This is a genomic window from Sphingobacterium sp. R2, from assembly GCF_040760075.1.
Taxonomy (GTDB): Bacteria; Bacteroidota; Bacteroidia; order Sphingobacteriales; family Sphingobacteriaceae; genus Sphingobacterium.
The window spans coordinates 5170066-5188368 of sequence record NZ_CP142884.1; the positions used below are offsets into that span (position 1 = coordinate 5170066).

The window sequence follows — 18303 nt, forward strand, 5'->3', positions numbered from 1 at the left end:
TATGTTGGGGACTTATCATGTGATAAGTCCCTTTTTTTTGTAAAAGCATATTTACTCCACCACGATTTCTTTCATTTTCTCGTTTCCATAGTATGTCGGGAAATACATTAATTCAGCCTTCGCTGGATTGACTGTATAAGTCCCGGTATAACGAGGTAAAAGTTCAATCTCAAAGGTATGCGTACCTTTCCCCAGTTTGTTGCAAAAAATGACAACACGATCTTTAAAATGCTCTCGGTGCGCTTCGATTCTATAGTATCCATTGGTTTTGGTTTCATAAGAACATCCTGCCGGTATCGGAACTTCGATCTGCACATACTCCGCTTCACCAGTTAACGTTACACTTGCTTCAAGTTTTACAGGCTTTCCTTCCTTGAGCGCCGCTACCGTAGCACCGTTGTCCTTAAATCGCGTTGTCACGGCAAGCCCCTTTTCTTTTTCTACGGCAGGATCTGGATTCCAAAAATGTTGATAGGCTGTCACAAACCCCGGCCCCGTCCCTTCTTTCCGCACTTTAATCTGTTCATCCGACTTAAAGCTTTGCGTATACGGAAATGTCGTGATACGTTTGCCATTGATGACCATAACCGGTGCCTGGAAAGACTCACCCTCTTTCAGTAAATCAGGAAGAATACTTCGTATGATACGCGAAGATTCGTAGATATTATACCATTGGTTTTGCTGCCGCTGCGCGAAAAAGTAATTACGGATATTTTCTAAATCCGAATCATGACCACCAATTGATCTTAAGACATGATAAGCCAACAGTGTATTCTCAGTATTGGTCTCCGTAGGTCGCATAAAAAATCTGCCTTTCTGATCTGTTGTAGTTCCAGAAGTCCAATAAAGCCCGCCTAAGATAGTCTTTGAGGCGTATTTAAGAATAGTATCTGCCGCATGAGAATCTTTAAGACCCAGTTTTGAAATCAAGAGATATTTCAACAGTTTATCCTTGATGGTTTTACTTTTCAGTTTTGTATCAATTTCGAAGAAATAGTTTTTGTAATCGGTTTTAGGATCCAACCGGAGTAGATATAGCACGGAGCTAAACAAATTCTCTTTGGCCCCGTGAAGCTGATCTTTATCCAATAGAAAATCCAGCGAAGCCAAGCTGCTTTTCAATAGGGCCTTTTCACGTTCTGCATAGCTCTCCGTATCGATCTCAACCTGGTATCCGGCTTCGCGCGCATCCAGCAGTACCCCGATCACATAGTTGCTGATCCAGGTCACAGTTTCACTCTTGTTCCACCAGCCCCAGCCCTGATTGGCATTTTTGTTTTTCTGTAACTCTTTCAGGAGATCCCTTATTTTCTTATCCTCTGTAAAGGGCTTTCCAATTAATTTAGTTAGCACCTTTTTCGAAAGCAATGCGCTTAATTTGGAGGCCATCTGTTCATTGCAAAGAAATTTGTAACGATCGATCGATTCGATTTCGCGTTGTAAAAATTCCAGCGAATTTGCTTCGGCATGAAAGGTGATCTCGCCTAGCGCCGGAGAAGTTTTAAGCACATATTCTGCCGCACCGTTGAGCACTTTAAAATCTCCTTCATGCTGTTCAAGCCCCTTTTCAAATATCGGAATGCTTCGTTTTTCACCATCAAAATATCCGTTGGACATTCCGATCGAATAAGACAGCTGAATACTGTCACCTTGATTGGCAATGACCGATATACGATCCCGATAGGACTTCGCAATGTTCAACTTTGCCTCCTGCGTTGTTAACCCATTGTTGATGGTACGCGCGAGCTGTAAGCTATCGCTAACATAATTAACAACCCGTCCCATGGCGGTAAACTGGTCACCTCTGATGGCAAATCGGGGAGTTGCCAGATGTGCCGAAACAGCTTTAAAGGATTTGACATTTAGCTCTTTCATGTCGGCGAAATTTTCACCTCCTTTAGCAATAAAGAATGTTCGCCAATTCGTAATATCATCCGGATAAGTCGCTTCAAAATGAGCTCTTCCCTGAGCATCGGTCGTGAGCTTTGGCTGCCAGAATGCATCATCGTGAAAGTTTACACGCATCGTATTTCCAGATTCCAAATAGGGCATATCCGCCGCACCCTTCACTACTGCAGCAGTTCCGGCTTTCAGCTGAACCATCACTACACCATTGGCAGCACGAGCACCATATAGGGCAAGCATGGATTGGTCTTTAATCACATTAAATGACGCGATGCTAGCAGGATCAATACTTGAAATATCACCCTCAAAAGGAAGCCCATCCACTAAAATTAACGGCTTATCGCTAGGGGAAGGGCTCGCAGCTCCACGAATTCGAATTCCCGCTACCGCACCCTGTAACATAGCCGTAGTCACCCCATCCATCCTAGCATCGATCGATTGCACTGCCGCAGTCAATGATTGTCTTTTCTGGACGCCATATCCCATCACAATCACTTCGTCCAATTCATTTTCGCTTGGCTTTAATTCCACGAAATAATCTTTGCCACTGGAGACTTTAACTGTAGCGGTATTGTACCCTAATGCTACGATCTCAAGTACCGTATTTTTATTGTTGGAGAGCTCAATTTCCAAACTACCGTCAAAACTGGTAAAATATTGCTTTTTCGTCTCCCGATCAAGCACTTTAGTACCAATTAAAGGCGTATCACCGTCATAAACCAAAATCCGCGCAGCCGTGCTGCTCTCTCTTCGCGCGCTAAAATCATCCCGGTTGATTTTTAAGCTCTGCAGATCGTTTTCTTGTGCAGCCTGGATAGCATCGCGTAATGGATTATCCACGGTACGCAGAATAATTTCATCCCGTACAAGTTTGTAAGCTAACCGAGCTGCTTGGGAGGTCTTACTCCATTGGATAGAATCTAGTTTCAAATAATTCATTCCATGCGCTTTGAGCTTGACGGGCAAACTAAAGGAAGTTGAATCATCCTGTACAATATGCAAAGTAACATCGCCGACCGGAAGATCTCCAAAAGTTCGATGTCCACCGTAAAACAGGCGAAAATACATTCGCTCCGCTACATTCGTCGGCTCGATAAAGATCAATGTAGGTCGAATGCTTTTTTGTGAAGCATCATTGCCCAACATTAAATTAAGTTTAAAACCAGCATTTTCATGTTCTCTTTTCACCGTAGCAAACTGTGCAAGTCCAGCACTGTTTTGCATCGTCTCCCTAAAACGCTGCTCTACATTTGCCTTGATATCCTCTATCGACCATACTTTCTCCCGAAAATCTAAACTTGGTTTATAATCATACAGATCCAGCCGGATAAGATTACCATCCCAGCTTTTTTGCTTTTGATAGTTTTTATAGATGCTATATTGATAGCCGCCCTCAATTTCAAACCGGCCAATTTTCGCTGTATCCACCATAAGCGTACCTATTTTGGACACACCATTATACATTTCTGTTCTTGGAAATGGCCCTGCCATCAGCGGAATGGGAACCTGTTTCTGCAACCTATTATTGTAAACGCTTCGCTGTACCGGATTGAGGTAATAGAGATCTCCAGCAGTTTGGATATATGCTGGTCGCTCGATCAGCACATTACTATTGGGTAATTGCCAGGCTCCAAAATTGTTGGTCACGGTGATCAACTGTCGTTTCAATTCGGCCACTTCTTTATCGAAAAGCTTACTCTGTTGCTCTTTTGGCAATCGAAGAACCGAAATATGGCCTTTTCTCCGTGCTTTGTCGGGGTAATCAAAACCAATCGTATCTCGTGAAGCATTAAAGGAAACAATGACCTTTTTTCCCTTTTCAACATAATACCCCTCTACCCGAATGTCACGATCCTTGGTTCTAAACCTAAAATCATGCTGCCCTGGAGCAACCTCAAAAATAGTAGGATTATTTTGCTGATCTTGCTTAGCATAGGTCAGTACGCCGTCTATCCAAACCAGATGAATCCCTTGTACAGCACCGTTTACTACAATGTAAGGGGATACCTGACTCTTAACGGCATTGAGCGGAAGAGACTCCTGAAAATAGACGTCTGGATTTAAAAACTGATAAAAGGGCATTGTATCCAACTGCATTACTTTAGACCATTTCTCATAATCTTGCAGCGCTCCCTGATAAACTTTTTCATCATCATCCAAACTAACATGAAGGTTTTGCCCGACCGCCGCCCTGCGCATCAGCCCGCCGACGGTAATTTTTGGCGACCCGGCTGACTTAAACTTTGAGGTAAAACCATAGGCTGTAATATCGACATCTTTCAAGGGTTTGCCCTTCTTATCCGTAACAAAAAATTCGAACAAAGCCTTCTGCCCCGGATATACTGTCGTGGCGGTATTAACTTCCAAATTTAAATTTTTCTCCACATAGGGCAATTCCTCACGAATAACTTTGGATTTTCCTCCAAAAAGGTAGGTGATCTCCAAGCTGTACCCCTCTTTTCCACGAGCTAAAAATGCGCGATTCAATTCGGTTTCATAGCCTGCAGCAATCATACGACCACCACGATGAACTTGATACCAAAATGGAATACTAGCAGGGTTGCCGACATGCAATAGTACCGAATCTACAGTGCGGTAAAATTGATAATTTAGTTGGACCTGCTGTTGTTCCTCCAGATCAACACTTTTACTAAAACCATTCGATTTGACAACAAGTTTTTTGGCCTGCCAAGGTATTGAAACCAGATTTGGTAAGCTTAAATTTTCAGCCTTCAGCACTTCATCATGTTCTCCAAATATCTTGAGCTCAGCAGATGCTGGTTGCTCAATGCCCTTTTCCACATAGTTCAGCGATGCTTGTCCATCTTTGACCGTAACACGGATTTCCTTTTCGCGGTTGAGCCTACGGAGATCAAGGCTTCGCGCTATTCTTTCATTATCCGAACTTAAATAAGTACCAATAACGCGAAAGGAAATACCAATGTCAGGCGGAAAAATTGAATCCGGTAATACAATCTCCTTTTCTGCCACATCTGCAAGCGAAACACTTCTTTTCCATAATGTATCTGGAATAAAATTGACCTTATTGGCTTTTAAAGTATGTATCAAAACTGGACTAGCCACCACCTGTAAATCGACTTTCCCATCGTATATGGGCATATCATTTTCATTTACTGCTTTAAGTTTCAGCCGCACGCTGTCTCCTTTGGCATAATCTGTCTTTTCAGAAGTCATAGTAAAGCTCAGACTTTTTAGCTCATAGTCTTCATATCGGAAATGCTGTCGATGCAAGACTAGTTTGGTTTTCGGAGATTCCAAAGAAATCCAATAATTTCTATCCAGAGTAAGGCCCAACCCCTTCAAATCAAATGCGAAGTTATACATGCCCGGACGATAAGGCGCTAGGCGAGCCAAAATGGTATCCTTCGCATAACCATATCCTCCCGTTAGACGTACGACGATAGAATCACGGTAAGGTTTCCATTTTGTTTTCTCCAGATACGCTTTAAATTTAACTTGCTCATTTGGTTTATACATCGGTTTATTAAAAACCATAAAGCTTTCTGTACCACCAGTTTCTTTTTTATGAAAGATCCGCTGAATTTTCAACCGAGTTCTGAGCCAGCGGTTGCTGATTTTTTTCCATAATAACACCTTATCTTTATAGGGCCAGACCCTTTCTACAGTCAGATAATGATAGACACCCTGATGTTCAATACTGACGATATCGTCAGTATTTGCATTGGCAGCTGTATAATAATGGAACTTTTTATCGAGTGACATGCGACGTCCGTTCACTTTTACCTGCGCATCTTTTATAATCGTTCCCAAAGAATCGTATAGACAAATCGCAAAAGCTTTCGCAGGAATAATTTTGACATATAGGTTATCGCTGATCAACTCCCGATACATGAGATCTGTTCCATTAGCGCGGACCTCTACATAGTTACCACGTGGTAACACCGGATTTGAGTCTCCAACCTTATATTTTACAATAAAATCGCTGAGCATGGCTTCATCGAATTTTCTTCCATCCAAATGAATCTTTTTTAAAATCTCAGGGCTTAGCTTATAAATATAATAGTCAGCAGAACCGCGTGGACTATCGAATAAGCTCGATTGTCCACAAAGTACAGAAGCATACAACACAGCTAAAAAGCATACTACAAATGATTTCCATTTCATATTTAGATACTGGCTAAATTCTTTTAAAAATAAATAAAATTAACTAAACCCAAGCACTAGATTCTTTCATCCAGTACTTCAACTTTTGTGCAGGGATGTTGAGAATATCATTATTCCATAAATGAAGAAAAATACAACTTCAACCGCTCTTTAATCGAAGCTACAACTTCAGTGTCTGAAGAAAAATCAACAGCGGCCGAACGGGGGCAGCGATTATGCTGACAAACTATTGTCACTCATTGGATTGATCTTTGTGCATATCCCTATGGGAAGTAGGATCAAATTTTTAAATCATAATCAAAAAAAAATGAATACGTTACAACAATTAAAAGCAGAGTTAGCGAATGAGTATCAAATTACAAGAAACTTTATCGCACTTTTTCCGGTTGGAAAGAATGAGTATGCACCACATCAGAAAAGTATGAAAATGATGCGTCTGGCAACTCACATAGTCGAGGTTTTTGAATGGCCAAGTACCGTTTTAAAAACCTCAGAACTTGATTTTGCCAAAGTTCCTTACGTCCCTACAAGCCTAGCGACATCCGAAGATCTTTTAAAAAAATTGGACGAAGCATACCAAGCGGGAATAGACGCCTTAGAAAAAGCGCAAGAGTTAGACTTGGCCGGAAACTGGGCAATTAAAAATGACGGCCATATATTGGCAAGTTGGAGCAAATATGAAGCGATTCGCCACGCATTAAATCAGATCACACATCACAGAGCACAATTAGGCGTGTATTATAGGCTCAACGATATTCCTTTACCAGCGAGTTATGGCCCCTCTGCGGATTCGCAGAATTTTTAGGCCAAAAGTGGGTTGACCAAACCTACACTTTCATCCAAAAAAGTGTAGGTTTTCCTCAAAAATTCCAGTCTTCAAGCGGAGCATTACACCGCAACGTTAAACATACTATCTTCTCCCTTATTATCGTCTAGCATAAACATAAAATTTAACAAGCACTTTTTCTTCGCAAAATGATTATCCTCCACCTGTAAGACGGACGAGCCTATATTAATTCTGCTCGCAATATTCGGGCTACAATAATAGTAGGGCAATCCCAAAACGGATGATCTTGCGGTAATGGCTATTGATCAAATACATTAACATAAACATCAGTAATGTTAAACGACAATAGCATTATCCTAAAAAAAGGCAATGAGCTGATTCGAGCATCAGCCCATTGCCTGCAAATAGGGTCTTTCACCCCCCACAATAAACGTTTAATCCGCAAAAAAATACTATTTATAGCCCATATTTTGTTTCAGGTTGTCACCGTCTTTATTGTTCAGCTGAATTTCACTTAAGGGGATAGGTAATAAAGCATTATAATCCTGAAAACCAGTTGTTATCTTATTTGCAGGTCCCGCATCCCCATTGCGTAAAATCCGTTCTTTCAGTTTATTGGTTCGGACTAAAGTCATCCGACGGTTCTCTTCTGAAATCAGTTCTCTGGCGCGTTCATCTAAGATAAAATCTACCGTCAAATCACTTGAGGCCACTTTACCTAACTGATTATTACCAGACTCTGCGCGTGCTGCTTTAAATGATCGATCACGCAGCTTATTGATATCCTCCGCCGCACCGGCTGCATTTCCCTGCCGCAACCGAGCTTCTGCACGCAGCAAATAGGTTTCTCCAAATCTCATGACTGGCCAGTCTTTCACCAGCGCATAACCAAAATCATCGAGTGGATCATAACCACCCCATTTCGTTGGAAATGGATACCAGACTTCCAAACTATCGGTACGGAAAGGAACGACCTTATCTCCGGTTTTAATGACGATGTTTTTAGTTCCTGCACCTTTTGCAACCCGATAACCATCCGCATCAACACCAATTTCTGCGCTGAAATTCGGACGATTATAATTGGTTGTCCTGCGTATATTGAAATTGCTATTCCGGATATCGCCTTTCAGCCCTTTCCATACCGTATATTTCATAAAATTACTCAACCGTAAACGGCCATTTCCTCTTCCGCCCAGCGAATCAGCATTGACCATACCGTCCCATTTGTGGTAAGCCGGCTGCCATACCCGGCGCTGCTGTGGGTTATCTATTGTACCGCCATTAACCTCTCGGTTATACTCCAACTCAAAAGTCCAGATGGCCTCGGTATTTCCCTGCCTACGGCGCATGTTTCCCTGACGAAACATATCCCTAAAGTAATCACCACCTTCGGCCAGGTATTTGCCATAACGTGCCTCAATCAACTTATAGTTACCACCATTGATAATAGCGGTTGCCATCGTTTCAGCTTGTGCAAAATAGCTTGCGTCACGCATACCAATACGTAAAAAAGCTTCTGCAGCAAGCTGTCTCGCCATATCCTTATTGATTCGGCTAGCTGTACTCGCTGTAGCAAGATCAGGAAGTTCTTTCACGGCATAATTCAAATCATCGGCGATAACCTTGTCAATTTCAGCAACAGCGGTTCGTGTATAATTAAATGAAGGCACTTTAATGGAGCTGGTCAACAGAGGTACATCTCCCCACAAAGTAACCAGCATATTATAGGCGTATGCGCGAAAAAATCGTGCCTCAGCGGCGGCCTTCGGATTGCTATCGCCTACTCCGTCAATGATGAGGTTGGCATTATTAATAAATGCATAGCATTTTTCCCACAAGAAACTTACGCCTCCATTTTCTGAATTGAGATCGGCATATTGGTAAAAAGGATTCTCAACCCCCTCTGTCGATCCAGCACTCGCAATATCCGTCCCGATCTGCCAACAGGAAAGAAATCCTTGCCTGCCACTGTAGCCCCAAAGCTGGGCAAAGTTATAATGTAAACCCAGCAACCTGTTCTCCACTGTCGTCGGATCAACATTCGTTGCATCGTAATTAGAATATGGTTTCTCGTCCAAATAGCCTTTACCACAAGAGCTGGCTCCTACGGATAACAAAGCCAATATGGAAAATAAGGTGGTATAATTGTTAATCGTCTTTTTCATGTGTATGTAATTGATTTTTGAAAAATAAATGTCTAAGCATTAAAAACTAAGGTTAATGCCTAAAACATACGTCCTCACCATTGGATAATTGATATTGTCATCTGTAGAACCGCGTCCGATATCCCGAGCCTCCGGATCCCATCCCAGCCAATTGGTCCAGGTATACAGATTTCGACCGCTTGCATATACTGTCAGCCCCTGAACACCAATTTTTTCCACAAGTGGTTGTGGCATTGTATAGCTTAAGGTTACATCTTTCAAACGGGTGAAACTGGCATTGGAAGGAAAGCCATATCCATGAACATTGGAATGATTCCCCAGCGAACGCCATTCATTACTTTTATTTTCCGGCGTCCAATATCCGAGGGCCGCAGGTGTGCTTCGACGTCCCATCTCGTCCGAGGCAGCACCAATTTGCGGATTATTAAGCAATACACCTTGGACCGTATTGAGAAAAACGTTTAAGGTAAATGCTTTATAAGTAAACGTATTGGTTAAACCTGCAGTCCATTTCGGTGTCGTCTGTCCAAGAACAGATCGATCACCGTCATCAATCTTTCCATCGGCATTTAGATCGGCCAATTTAAGGTCGCCCGCTTGCGCAGCATCATCCCATCCTTTGTTCGCTCCCGACGCGATCTCTTCCTCCTGCCAGATACCCACTTTTGTATAATCATAGATGACTCCGATGGGCTGTCCAATAAACCACCGATTGCCCAAGTCGTCTTTCCCGTTGCCATATACATCCGTGATCTTATTTTTATTACGCGAAAAAACCACTGTACTCGACCAGTTAAATTGATCTTTTACGATATTTTTAGTGTTTAAAGTCAGGTCGATGCCTTTATTCTCAATTTTGCCAATATTCGAATATACTGAGGCAAAACCTGTTAGATTGGGTAGACGTTGTTGAAGAAGTAGATCATAGGTATTGGATTTGTATACGTCAATACTACCTGAGATCCGATTATTGAATAATCCAAAGTCAACACCGGTATTGAACCCTTTCGTCTTTTCCCATTGCAGATTATCATTACCCATCATGGTTCGGATAGTTAAGGCCGTATTTGACAAGCCATTCATCGCTATAGGATACGAATTCATTAAAAATTGAGTCTGATAAATACCGATTGCCTCATTACCCGAAAGACCATAAGAAATACGCCATTTTAAATTATTGACAATATGTTTGGCATTTTGCATAAAGGATTCGTTATGCAAATTCCACGCTGCTGCTGCGGATGGAAAAGTACCATACTTGTTGTTTCTGCCGAAAACGGATGCACCATCCCGGCGAACGGTAAAGGTCATCATATAACGACTATCGTACGCATAATTTAAACGGCCCATTTGTGAGATCGAACGGTATAAATCTGCCTGTGAAGAAACCTTTTGCGTTGAAGCCGCCCCTAGATTTCCCCAACCAAGTGCATCATTGGGAAAAACCTCGCCCGTTGCAATTGCCTGTTGCCAATATTTGCTTTTTGCCGCATATAGCCCGGTAAAGTCAATATGGTGCTTACCAAAATCTTTGGTATAGGTCAATATATTTTCTAACGTATAAGTCTGTGTTTCATTATTGGTTATGCGTCCAAAACCAGCAAAATTATATACCGACTCACCTTCGTATACATTGTTTCTAACCGGCACAAAGGAGTAACCTGCATTCAACTTATATTTCAACCCTGTCAATGGTTTGTACAATTCACCAAAATTCAAATCGGCATAGCCATTCAGGCTAATGTTAAATTGACGGCGCTGTGGATCTAAGGTTGTTGGCAACAAAGGGTTGGACCAGAGTTGCTCCGAGTACATCGGGTATTGTGTTAAAGAGCCATCCTCATTATACATTCTGGCGTAGGGACTCATTGCCGCAGCTTGCAACAAATTAGCCCGTCCACCATCTCTATTGTGTGCAACGATAAAGGAGGACGTACCCACCGAAAGGTATTTGGTGGCCTTAAAATCGGTATTTGTACGGAACGAATAACGCTTGTAATTGTAACCCAACAAAACTCCTTTTTCATTTAAATAATCGCCCGACACAAAATATTTGGCATTTTCACTACCGCCCGATAAACTGACATTGTGGTTTTGTATGACGCCTGTCTGCGTAACCGCATCCAGCCAATCCGTCGTTACGCCATTCTTATAATTGTCATACTCGTATTGATTGCGCACCGGACCGCCATTGTACAAACTCGTATTGGTGATACGGGCATATTCCGCATAACGCTTTAACAGTTCCTCGCCAGATACAGGTTCGAGGATGTGCGCTATATTTTCTACCCCGCCATAGCCACTGTACCGAATGGACGGTTTACCGGTTGTTCCTCTCTTTGTGGTAATCAATATCACACCGTTCGAACCATTTACACCATAAATAGCCACAGCGGAAGGATCTTTCAGGATTTCGACGGATTCAATGTCATTGGGATTGATATCATTAATAGAGCCATCCGTACGAGACAATGGTATGCCATCTACTACAATGTAAGGTTGGGAATTTGCATTAATTGAATTTCTTCCTCTTACCTGCACCGAGGGCGCATCACCAGGAATCGATGATGCCTGAGATACCGTCACATTAGACACCGCACCCTGAATGGCCTGCATGACATTGTTGACAGGGATCTTTGATAGACGGTCTTTAGGAACTGAAGCGACCGAACCGGTTATATCCGATCGTTTCTGACTACCATAGCCCACCACCACAAGCTCTTCCAGAACATTTTCTGCAGGTACAAGTGCAACGTCCAGATTGGCCTGCTGCCCTATGGTGATCTGCTTCTCTTTAAAACCAACGGAGGTGATGATTAAGGTACTACCTGGGGATGCCTGAATTGAAAAATTCCCCTGTCCATTAGTTTGCACAGTTTCCGCACCGCCTTTTACGCGAATCGTAACACCTGCAATTCCCTTGCCCGAGGTATCTTTAACAACCCCTTTCACATTTGCACTTTGCCCGTAACTGGATAGGGCTATCAGAAAAAGGCTGTTCAATAAAATGCCCTTTTTTGAATATCGATTATAATAATGTTTTAACATAATTTATTAATAAATGATTTGGTTAGTTTTTCATATTCTTAATGATTCTGGAATAAACCTAGCAATGCCAGAATATTCAATGCATACGCTTCTCAAGTTGAATTCATAGCTTGTCGTTTATAATTGGTGTCCTTGTTTCCTTCAAAAAATAGTGCGCAAATCTTAGAAGAAAACAAGTGAATAATTCCGCCCAAAATTGTTTTGAGCACAAGACAAAATTACCTTTGAAGCCAGATTTTGGTGTTCGATTTTAGTTCAATTGAGTTGAAATTCGCTTCAAAATGCTGAAAAATCAATATTAAACAATAATAAGCCACTTCATGACAGTGCGATAGTCTAAACAGCCAGGCTTAAAAAGCCACGTTCAATCGAGCAACACAGGTGATAAGGATATCCTTCTTTGACCACAAAAAAGGGTTGCCATTTTTTTGGCAACCCTGGTACACTTTACAGCTACTACTTGTTAAATGCGCGTGGGAAAGATGTATTTCTCTCCATTACGCCAGCGAATTTCCACTTTCTTATCCGTTGCTTCCAATTGCGGAAAAAGCTCTTCATTCGTCCATTTTTCTCCCGATTTCTTCCACAACTGCAAGGTGACATACCATTTTCCTGGCGACTTTTCTCCACCTACAAAACAATTCAATACAGCACTCTCTTGCGCTACAGGATGAAGTCCTCGGCAACTTAAGTTTTCCATTCCCTCCCAACCCATGAGCCTTACCATAGCCAATTGGTATTGCCCATTATCTAAAATCATCGCCTCATTGCCGTTATACTCAATTTTTTCTGAAAGGATAGGATAATCCTTCCATTTTGGGAGGGCATAATGCCCCAGCCGTAAGGCCAAAGGCTTATCGGAAAGTAATTGATCACATCTCAAAATTCCATTTGCTATTGTCCGTTCCGCCAAAAATAGATGGATACTCGTGTCTGAGGCCAAGGTCGCCCTACGGCGATAAACTCCTGCCTCGTACCCACCAAATTGATACATACGAAGTGATTCCCACTTGCCCGGTTGGGTCTGAAAGGTATAATTCATTGCAATTTCCCCGTTCTTGCCATCGGCCTGCCAAGGAAAAGCACTATTATAAGAAAGCTTATTGTAATTTTCCGTCCCTTGATAATAGCCAATGTCCCTACTGGTGTTCCAAGATCGGATTTCGGAGGCACCGATGCTATCATAATCAGTGATCAACATTTGGGCTCCCTCCACATAGGTATTCAACACCTTCGCATCTGGAATCTGACGATCCCAGGCACCCTGATTTTCTGAAGCTGTCCAAAAACTGCTATTTTCCGGAACCAATAGACCTAAAAAGAATTTCCCCAGCCAATACGCACTTCCCCGGCAACTATACTCCTGTACCGCAGGATCAAAAGCGCCATAAAAGCCCAGGTTGGGAATACCGTCCGAAAGAAAATCCGGATGCGCTAAAAATTGCAACAAAGTACCCGAAGCAATTCTCCGCATCCAACCATAATTGATGGAAGGGTCATCCAGTAACCCCAATAATGGAAAGGGTACTGCGGCCCCCATACGATATGAAATGCTACGGCCCCACATAATCATTTCACCATTACGGCTAAATAAATAGGGATAACTTTTCACCACATCACGCAAATTCGATTTGAATTTTGCAGCAAGTTCAGGGTACATTGTCGCACCATAGTTAGCAGCCCAAAGCGATCCATACAGCTGAAAAGCCCACATACTGTAGTAATCGTAGTAAGGACTATCATTATACCAGCCATCGCCCCTATAATCTTGAAGACATTTTTCCAATAAATCCTTCAGGTACTCCTCCCGAACAGGATAACCTCTACTTTTAAAAAAGCTTAGAATCATAATATTGAAAAATCGCCAATTCATCTGTATCGTTGGTCCATTACCGTAACTCAGCATCGTTTGTGCGAGTTCATCTTTAGTATGTTGTGGCAACGGATCCCAAAGCACTTCAGGCGCTGCCATTAGCGCCACAGCCAAACCTCCAAATTCGACCAGCTTTTGACTCGGTCCGCCTTTTTCTGGAAGTGGGGCAATATAGCTTTCGGAGCCCTTATGCAATAGCAGTTCCAGTTGATGCCTATAATAATCTGCTACGCGAATACCTCGGATCTCGTAGTCGGCATTTTTCTTTAAAAGCGGCACAGCGATGAAAAGCGTACGGCAAAGACCCTCTAATCGTTCTGTTTCATTGTGCACCCCATCTCTAGGGTAGCTACGTCCAGGCTGCTTGGGAAACAACATGGGACTATTTAATTCGCTAACGACAGAAAATGCCCCTTCCAACAGATAGGATGCAGCATCCATCCAATGCTGGCGTGTCAGTCCAGTGTAAGGACTTTTTTTAAAATCTGGATTTTTCAGTTCGAAAACTGAACTATTCTGGCTCAGAGCGGTTGTTGCGAATCCAATAAAAACGCAGCTCAACACCAGCAGTCTAAGTAGGCTCTGTTTTATTTTCATGTTGCTTAATTTGATCATTTTGTTCTCGCTTTGTCGCGCCATTCCAGCACTTTTACTGCAGTTGGCTCCGTTTCTGCTAATCCCTCCCCATCTTTCTGTACCGTAGCTTGTACGAATAGCGCAATTTTACGTTTCTTTCGCCACAACTCGGTATCGTAAGTTGGTTCCCATGCTCCTACAGATTCTTGACACAGATCAGTAATCTTGTGGGATTCTTGCAGCATACCCTGTAACGTCAAAATCGAAGGCCGGCTACCCCTTTCCTGGTCGCGAAAGATCAATGTTAATGCAATCTTCTTATCCTTACCCCGAACCAATAGCTGTGGTCTTGCAATAGGAATCTCCTTTGTACCACCACCACTTAAGCTAAATGGGGTTTTTCTAAAATCAAAAGATCGCACCTTCCATTGACCATCCTGTAAATAAATAACTTTATATTGCGGAATGTCTGATGCTGGAGCACGCCAGTACGTTGCAATGAAAGGATTCCCGCTATCGTCAGCAGCGATAGAGGTCTGATTGATTAATTCGTGCCGTTCCGGAATCCGGGCGGCATACTCTGCTGTAGATGCTTTCATGGGCAGGTCATATCTTATTCCGTCGCTTCGCTCCCATGTTAATCCACCATCCTTTGAACAAGCATAAGCCATATCATGATTGCTCGCTACATTTGGACTTTCACGCCAAACCCAAGAGAGGTGTATCGTCCCGTGTTTATCGACATAACTTTGCCAATAGGCATTTCTTTTTCCCTCTCCATCAATTAAATTGCTATGGATACGTTTCCATTGCTGCTGTTTACTATCGTAACTATTCACCACAAGATTGCCATTCCCGGATCCACCATCCCGATATAGAAATAACAGCTGACCATCGGGCATTTTTAAGAATTCAGGATAAGTCACCCGTGTTTCATTTTGACCTACCATAATCCGCTCTTCACCAAGCACAAGACTATTCGGATGGATAGACCGCGCATAGCGCAATCGACTATTGTGCTGATCCCAGCACACATGGAGATACCCTTCCTGGTCCACCATGATGCTGATCACATTATGTGCATCTTTGGCATTGCCGGTATAACCTGTGCGACGCAGCTGCCAAAGTTTACCGGAAAGTAGGCGTCGCCCTAAAACGACATATCCCTGCCCATCGTAATAGGCTATATATTGATATTTGCCGTTGCTGGTTAGGGAATTTTTTCGAAATACAGCGGTGTTGACCGTATTCTTAGCCCATCCGTTTCCGGCTATTGTTTCCTTAATTTCTTGTCCTTGCGCGGCACAAAGAATCAAGAGGAATGCAGCGCACAGCATTCCAATTCTACCTATTTGACTACGATATCTTTTCATTCATTCTGTTATTTGAGCCTGAAATATTGGTTTCAGAGCCACTATCTTATTGAATAGTTTTACTATAGTCCTTACTCCAATCCTGTCCCGACCAAATCCGCTTGGCACTCCAGTCTTCCACTTCACTTGTCCAGAAAGGATCATCATCAGGCAAGCCTAAAGGCAAGAAAATAACCGAACAGAGATAAGGGCTACCCTGGTTATTATACGAATCTGCCAGGCCAGGCTGGCTACCATACAAGCCCAATGTCAACCAGCCATTTTGGTAGGTACTTGGATTTTCGGTGGTCTTTTTTAACACAGCAGACAGTGCACCCCGGACCTGCCCGTTGGTCAGTTCTTGAGGAAGTCGCTTTTTGAACGCCATGTCGGCTAAGTGGTGAAAGGCGGCAGCACGATAAATTACAGATCTTCCCGTTGGCGGAAAACTACCATCTGCATTAATTAACCGCTCTTGGATGATGGCATATCGCTCATTACGAAGGCTGATTTTAGCAAACATGCTATCGTAATGTTTGGTCTTCAATTGAATCATGTCCATGATGCCAGCCAAAAAAGGATGAATGACATAACTATTGTAGTAATCAAAAGCATAATGCGGACCATCCATATACATACCATCGCCGACATACCATTGCTCTAACTGCTGCAGGGCATAGTCTACCCGCATTACATCCCAATCGGTAGCGTATTTAGCTAAAAAAGCTTCGTTCATCGCCGAAAATAGCAGCCAATTGGAATAGGCAGGCCGAAATTGACGCGTTATCTTGATCGATGCAATCAAATTTTTTCTGGTTCGTTCATCAAGGTGATCCCACAGCCACGGACTCCGGATAAAACCTAAAGCAATGAAAGATGCATCGACAAGCTGTTGTCCGCCCAGATCAAAACGCATGAAATCCCGCGCATTGCTATCTAACGCATTTTTTAGTCCCTGAACAGTCCACGCTCTGTATTGATCGCGAAGCTTTCTTTCTGCTTTGGACCCTCCATCCAATGCAAGCCACGGACCAATACCCGACAATACCCTTCCCAATACCTCAACGTACTGCACTTTAATCCGATGCGCTTTGTTATCCACCTGCGTGGATGTCATCTGAGGCATTTTTAATCGAAGACTATCCTGTGCTAAACTCCTCAATACGGGCCGTAGCATACGGTCCATTTCCTGGAGCCAGAACGTTCTACTTGCCTCATCAGGCACAGTAGATGTCTTTTTTACAGTTTGTCCCTGAACAGATTGACCTGCCCACAGTAAAAGGAAGAAAAATACAACCCGATTTATCATTGTCATACGGCACTTATTTTTTATTCAAAAAACGGTACATCTCTGTTCCGGCCAGTAAAAATGCACCTACACCAAATGGAGCCGTAGAATGAGCATCCACAACCTGTCCGGGAATAGCTTTCTCACCGATAGGCTGTACATATCCAACTCTTCCGTCAGCTTGCAATGAAATTTCACTGAGGTAGCTCCATCCCTTAAGTGCCGCTTTCGAAAACTCCGGATCAATAAGTATCCCTTGGTTGAGTCCCCAAAGTAAACCATAGGTAAAAAAAGCTGTACCGCTTGTCTCCCGCCCGGGAGCATGATCAGGATCCAGCATACTTCGCGTCCAAAACCCTTCCTCCTGCTGGCAGCTCACGATTGCATGTGCCATTTTTTTGAACCTTTCCTGGTAATAGTGATAATGTTTATCCTCCTTGGGTAAATCTTGAAGAACCTTTGCCAAGGCTGCAAACACCCAACCATCACCTCGCGCCCAAAAATCCTTCTTACCGTGGAGGCTTTTGTGTTTGGGATAGACATATTTGGCATCGCGATAATATAAATGCTCATCCTGATCGAACATAATACTATCGGCGTAACGCAAATAGGTATACATTTTATCAAGATAAAGAGGATCTTGCGTCAATTTATACATCTTGGTCATCACCGGCATGACCATATACAAACCATCAGCCCACCACCAATAATCTGTATTGGGTGTATGAATCTGATAGTGCATAACTTCTCTAGCACGCGCTATCTTTTCAAGACTTGGCGACAAATTATAAAGATCAATATAGGTTTGGAAACAAATCTGCCAGTCTCCAAAAAGAACATAATCATCCGTTTCACCATAACTATATTTCCACTGTTGTTTGTTGGTTGATTTCGCACCTTTCCAATCATTGAATTTGGCCCAGTCCTCAGAATATTTCAGATCACTTTTTGAATTGGAAATCTTATAGAATTCCATATTACCAGTATGATAGGCCGCTTGGTCCCAAAATGCCCAAACTTGTGGCTTGTGATGAGATTGCCAATAATCGTTCGCACTTCTGAGTTGAGAAAGGACAACTTCTTTTTTTAGCTTCTGTCCAAAAGAAAAATGCCCTAAAAACAATAGGCATAAAATAAAATTGATACGCATGTCTTGAGATTTA

The 18303-nt window shown here is 42.7% G+C and carries 8 protein-coding genes; 1 reads left to right on the top strand and 7 read right to left on the bottom strand.

What is annotated here, in order from left to right; translation table 11 throughout:
* Positions 1 to 51 precede the first annotated feature (51 nt).
* Complete coding sequence (locus VXM68_RS21630) at positions 52 to 6051, bottom strand: alpha-2-macroglobulin family protein (RefSeq protein ID WP_367210015.1); 6000 nt, start codon at positions 6049 to 6051, stop codon at positions 52 to 54.
* Positions 6052 to 6358: 307 nt separating this feature from the next.
* Here VXM68_RS21630 and VXM68_RS21635 point away from each other — a divergent pair, with 307 nt between their 5' ends.
* On the top strand, positions 6359 to 6856 hold the full coding sequence (locus tag VXM68_RS21635; protein ID WP_367210016.1) for a DinB family protein: 498 nt from the start codon (positions 6359 to 6361) through the stop codon (positions 6854 to 6856).
* A 434-nt stretch (positions 6857 to 7290) separates the two neighbouring features.
* Here the strand turns inward: VXM68_RS21635 and VXM68_RS21640 are convergent, their stop codons facing one another.
* The 6 genes from VXM68_RS21640 to VXM68_RS21665 all read right to left on the bottom strand — a co-directional run bounded on the left by VXM68_RS21640 (position 7291) and on the right by VXM68_RS21665 (position 18290).
* Positions 7291 to 9003, bottom strand: a complete 1713-nt coding sequence (locus VXM68_RS21640) for a RagB/SusD family nutrient uptake outer membrane protein (RefSeq protein WP_367210017.1) — start codon at positions 9001 to 9003, stop codon at positions 7291 to 7293.
* Between the two features lie 39 nt (positions 9004 to 9042).
* Positions 9043 to 12051 (bottom strand): TonB-dependent receptor, encoded by a 3009-nt coding sequence (locus VXM68_RS21645; RefSeq protein WP_293952147.1) that lies wholly within the window; start codon positions 12049 to 12051, stop codon positions 9043 to 9045.
* 463 nt (positions 12052 to 12514) lie between these two features.
* The gene (locus VXM68_RS21650) at positions 12515 to 14521 is read right to left on the bottom strand and encodes a DUF2264 domain-containing protein (protein WP_367210018.1); all 2007 of its coding nucleotides are present in this window, start codon (positions 14519 to 14521) and stop codon (positions 12515 to 12517) included.
* Between the two features lie 14 nt (positions 14522 to 14535).
* The gene (locus VXM68_RS21655) at positions 14536 to 15873 is read right to left on the bottom strand and encodes a BNR repeat-containing protein (RefSeq protein WP_367210019.1); all 1338 of its coding nucleotides are present in this window, start codon (positions 15871 to 15873) and stop codon (positions 14536 to 14538) included.
* Between the two features lie 46 nt (positions 15874 to 15919).
* Positions 15920 to 17167 carry a DUF2264 domain-containing protein gene (locus VXM68_RS21660; protein WP_293952141.1) on the bottom strand — a complete coding sequence of 416 codons (1248 nt, stop codon included), beginning with the start codon at positions 17165 to 17167 and terminating at the stop codon, positions 15920 to 15922.
* Between the two features lie 7 nt (positions 17168 to 17174).
* Positions 17175 to 18290 carry a glycoside hydrolase family 88 protein gene (locus VXM68_RS21665; RefSeq protein WP_367210020.1) on the bottom strand — a complete coding sequence of 372 codons (1116 nt, stop codon included), beginning with the start codon at positions 18288 to 18290 and terminating at the stop codon, positions 17175 to 17177.
* Positions 18291 to 18303 lie beyond the last annotated feature (13 nt).

Excerpts from the sequence above, each read along its gene's own strand:
- VXM68_RS21635 (WP_367210016.1), top strand. The coding sequence starts at position 6,359 with ATGAATACGTTACAACAATTAAAAGCAGAGTTAGCGAATGAGTATCAA.
- VXM68_RS21665 (WP_367210020.1), bottom strand. The coding sequence starts at position 18,290 with ATGCGTATCAATTTTATTTTATGCCTATTGTTTTTAGGGCATTTTTCT.
- VXM68_RS21655 (WP_367210019.1), bottom strand. The coding sequence starts at position 15,873 with ATGAAAAGATATCGTAGTCAAATAGGTAGAATTGGAATGCTGTGCGCT.
- VXM68_RS21640 (WP_367210017.1), bottom strand. The coding sequence starts at position 9,003 with ATGAAAAAGACGATTAACAATTATACCACCTTATTTTCCATATTGGCT.
- VXM68_RS21660 (WP_293952141.1), bottom strand. The coding sequence starts at position 17,167 with ATGACAATGATAAATCGGGTTGTATTTTTCTTCCTTTTACTGTGGGCA.
- VXM68_RS21630 (WP_367210015.1), bottom strand. The coding sequence starts at position 6,051 with ATGAAATGGAAATCATTTGTAGTATGCTTTTTAGCTGTGTTGTATGCT.
- VXM68_RS21650 (WP_367210018.1), bottom strand. The coding sequence starts at position 14,521 with ATGAAAATAAAACAGAGCCTACTTAGACTGCTGGTGTTGAGCTGCGTT.
- VXM68_RS21645 (WP_293952147.1), bottom strand. The coding sequence starts at position 12,051 with ATGTTAAAACATTATTATAATCGATATTCAAAAAAGGGCATTTTATTG.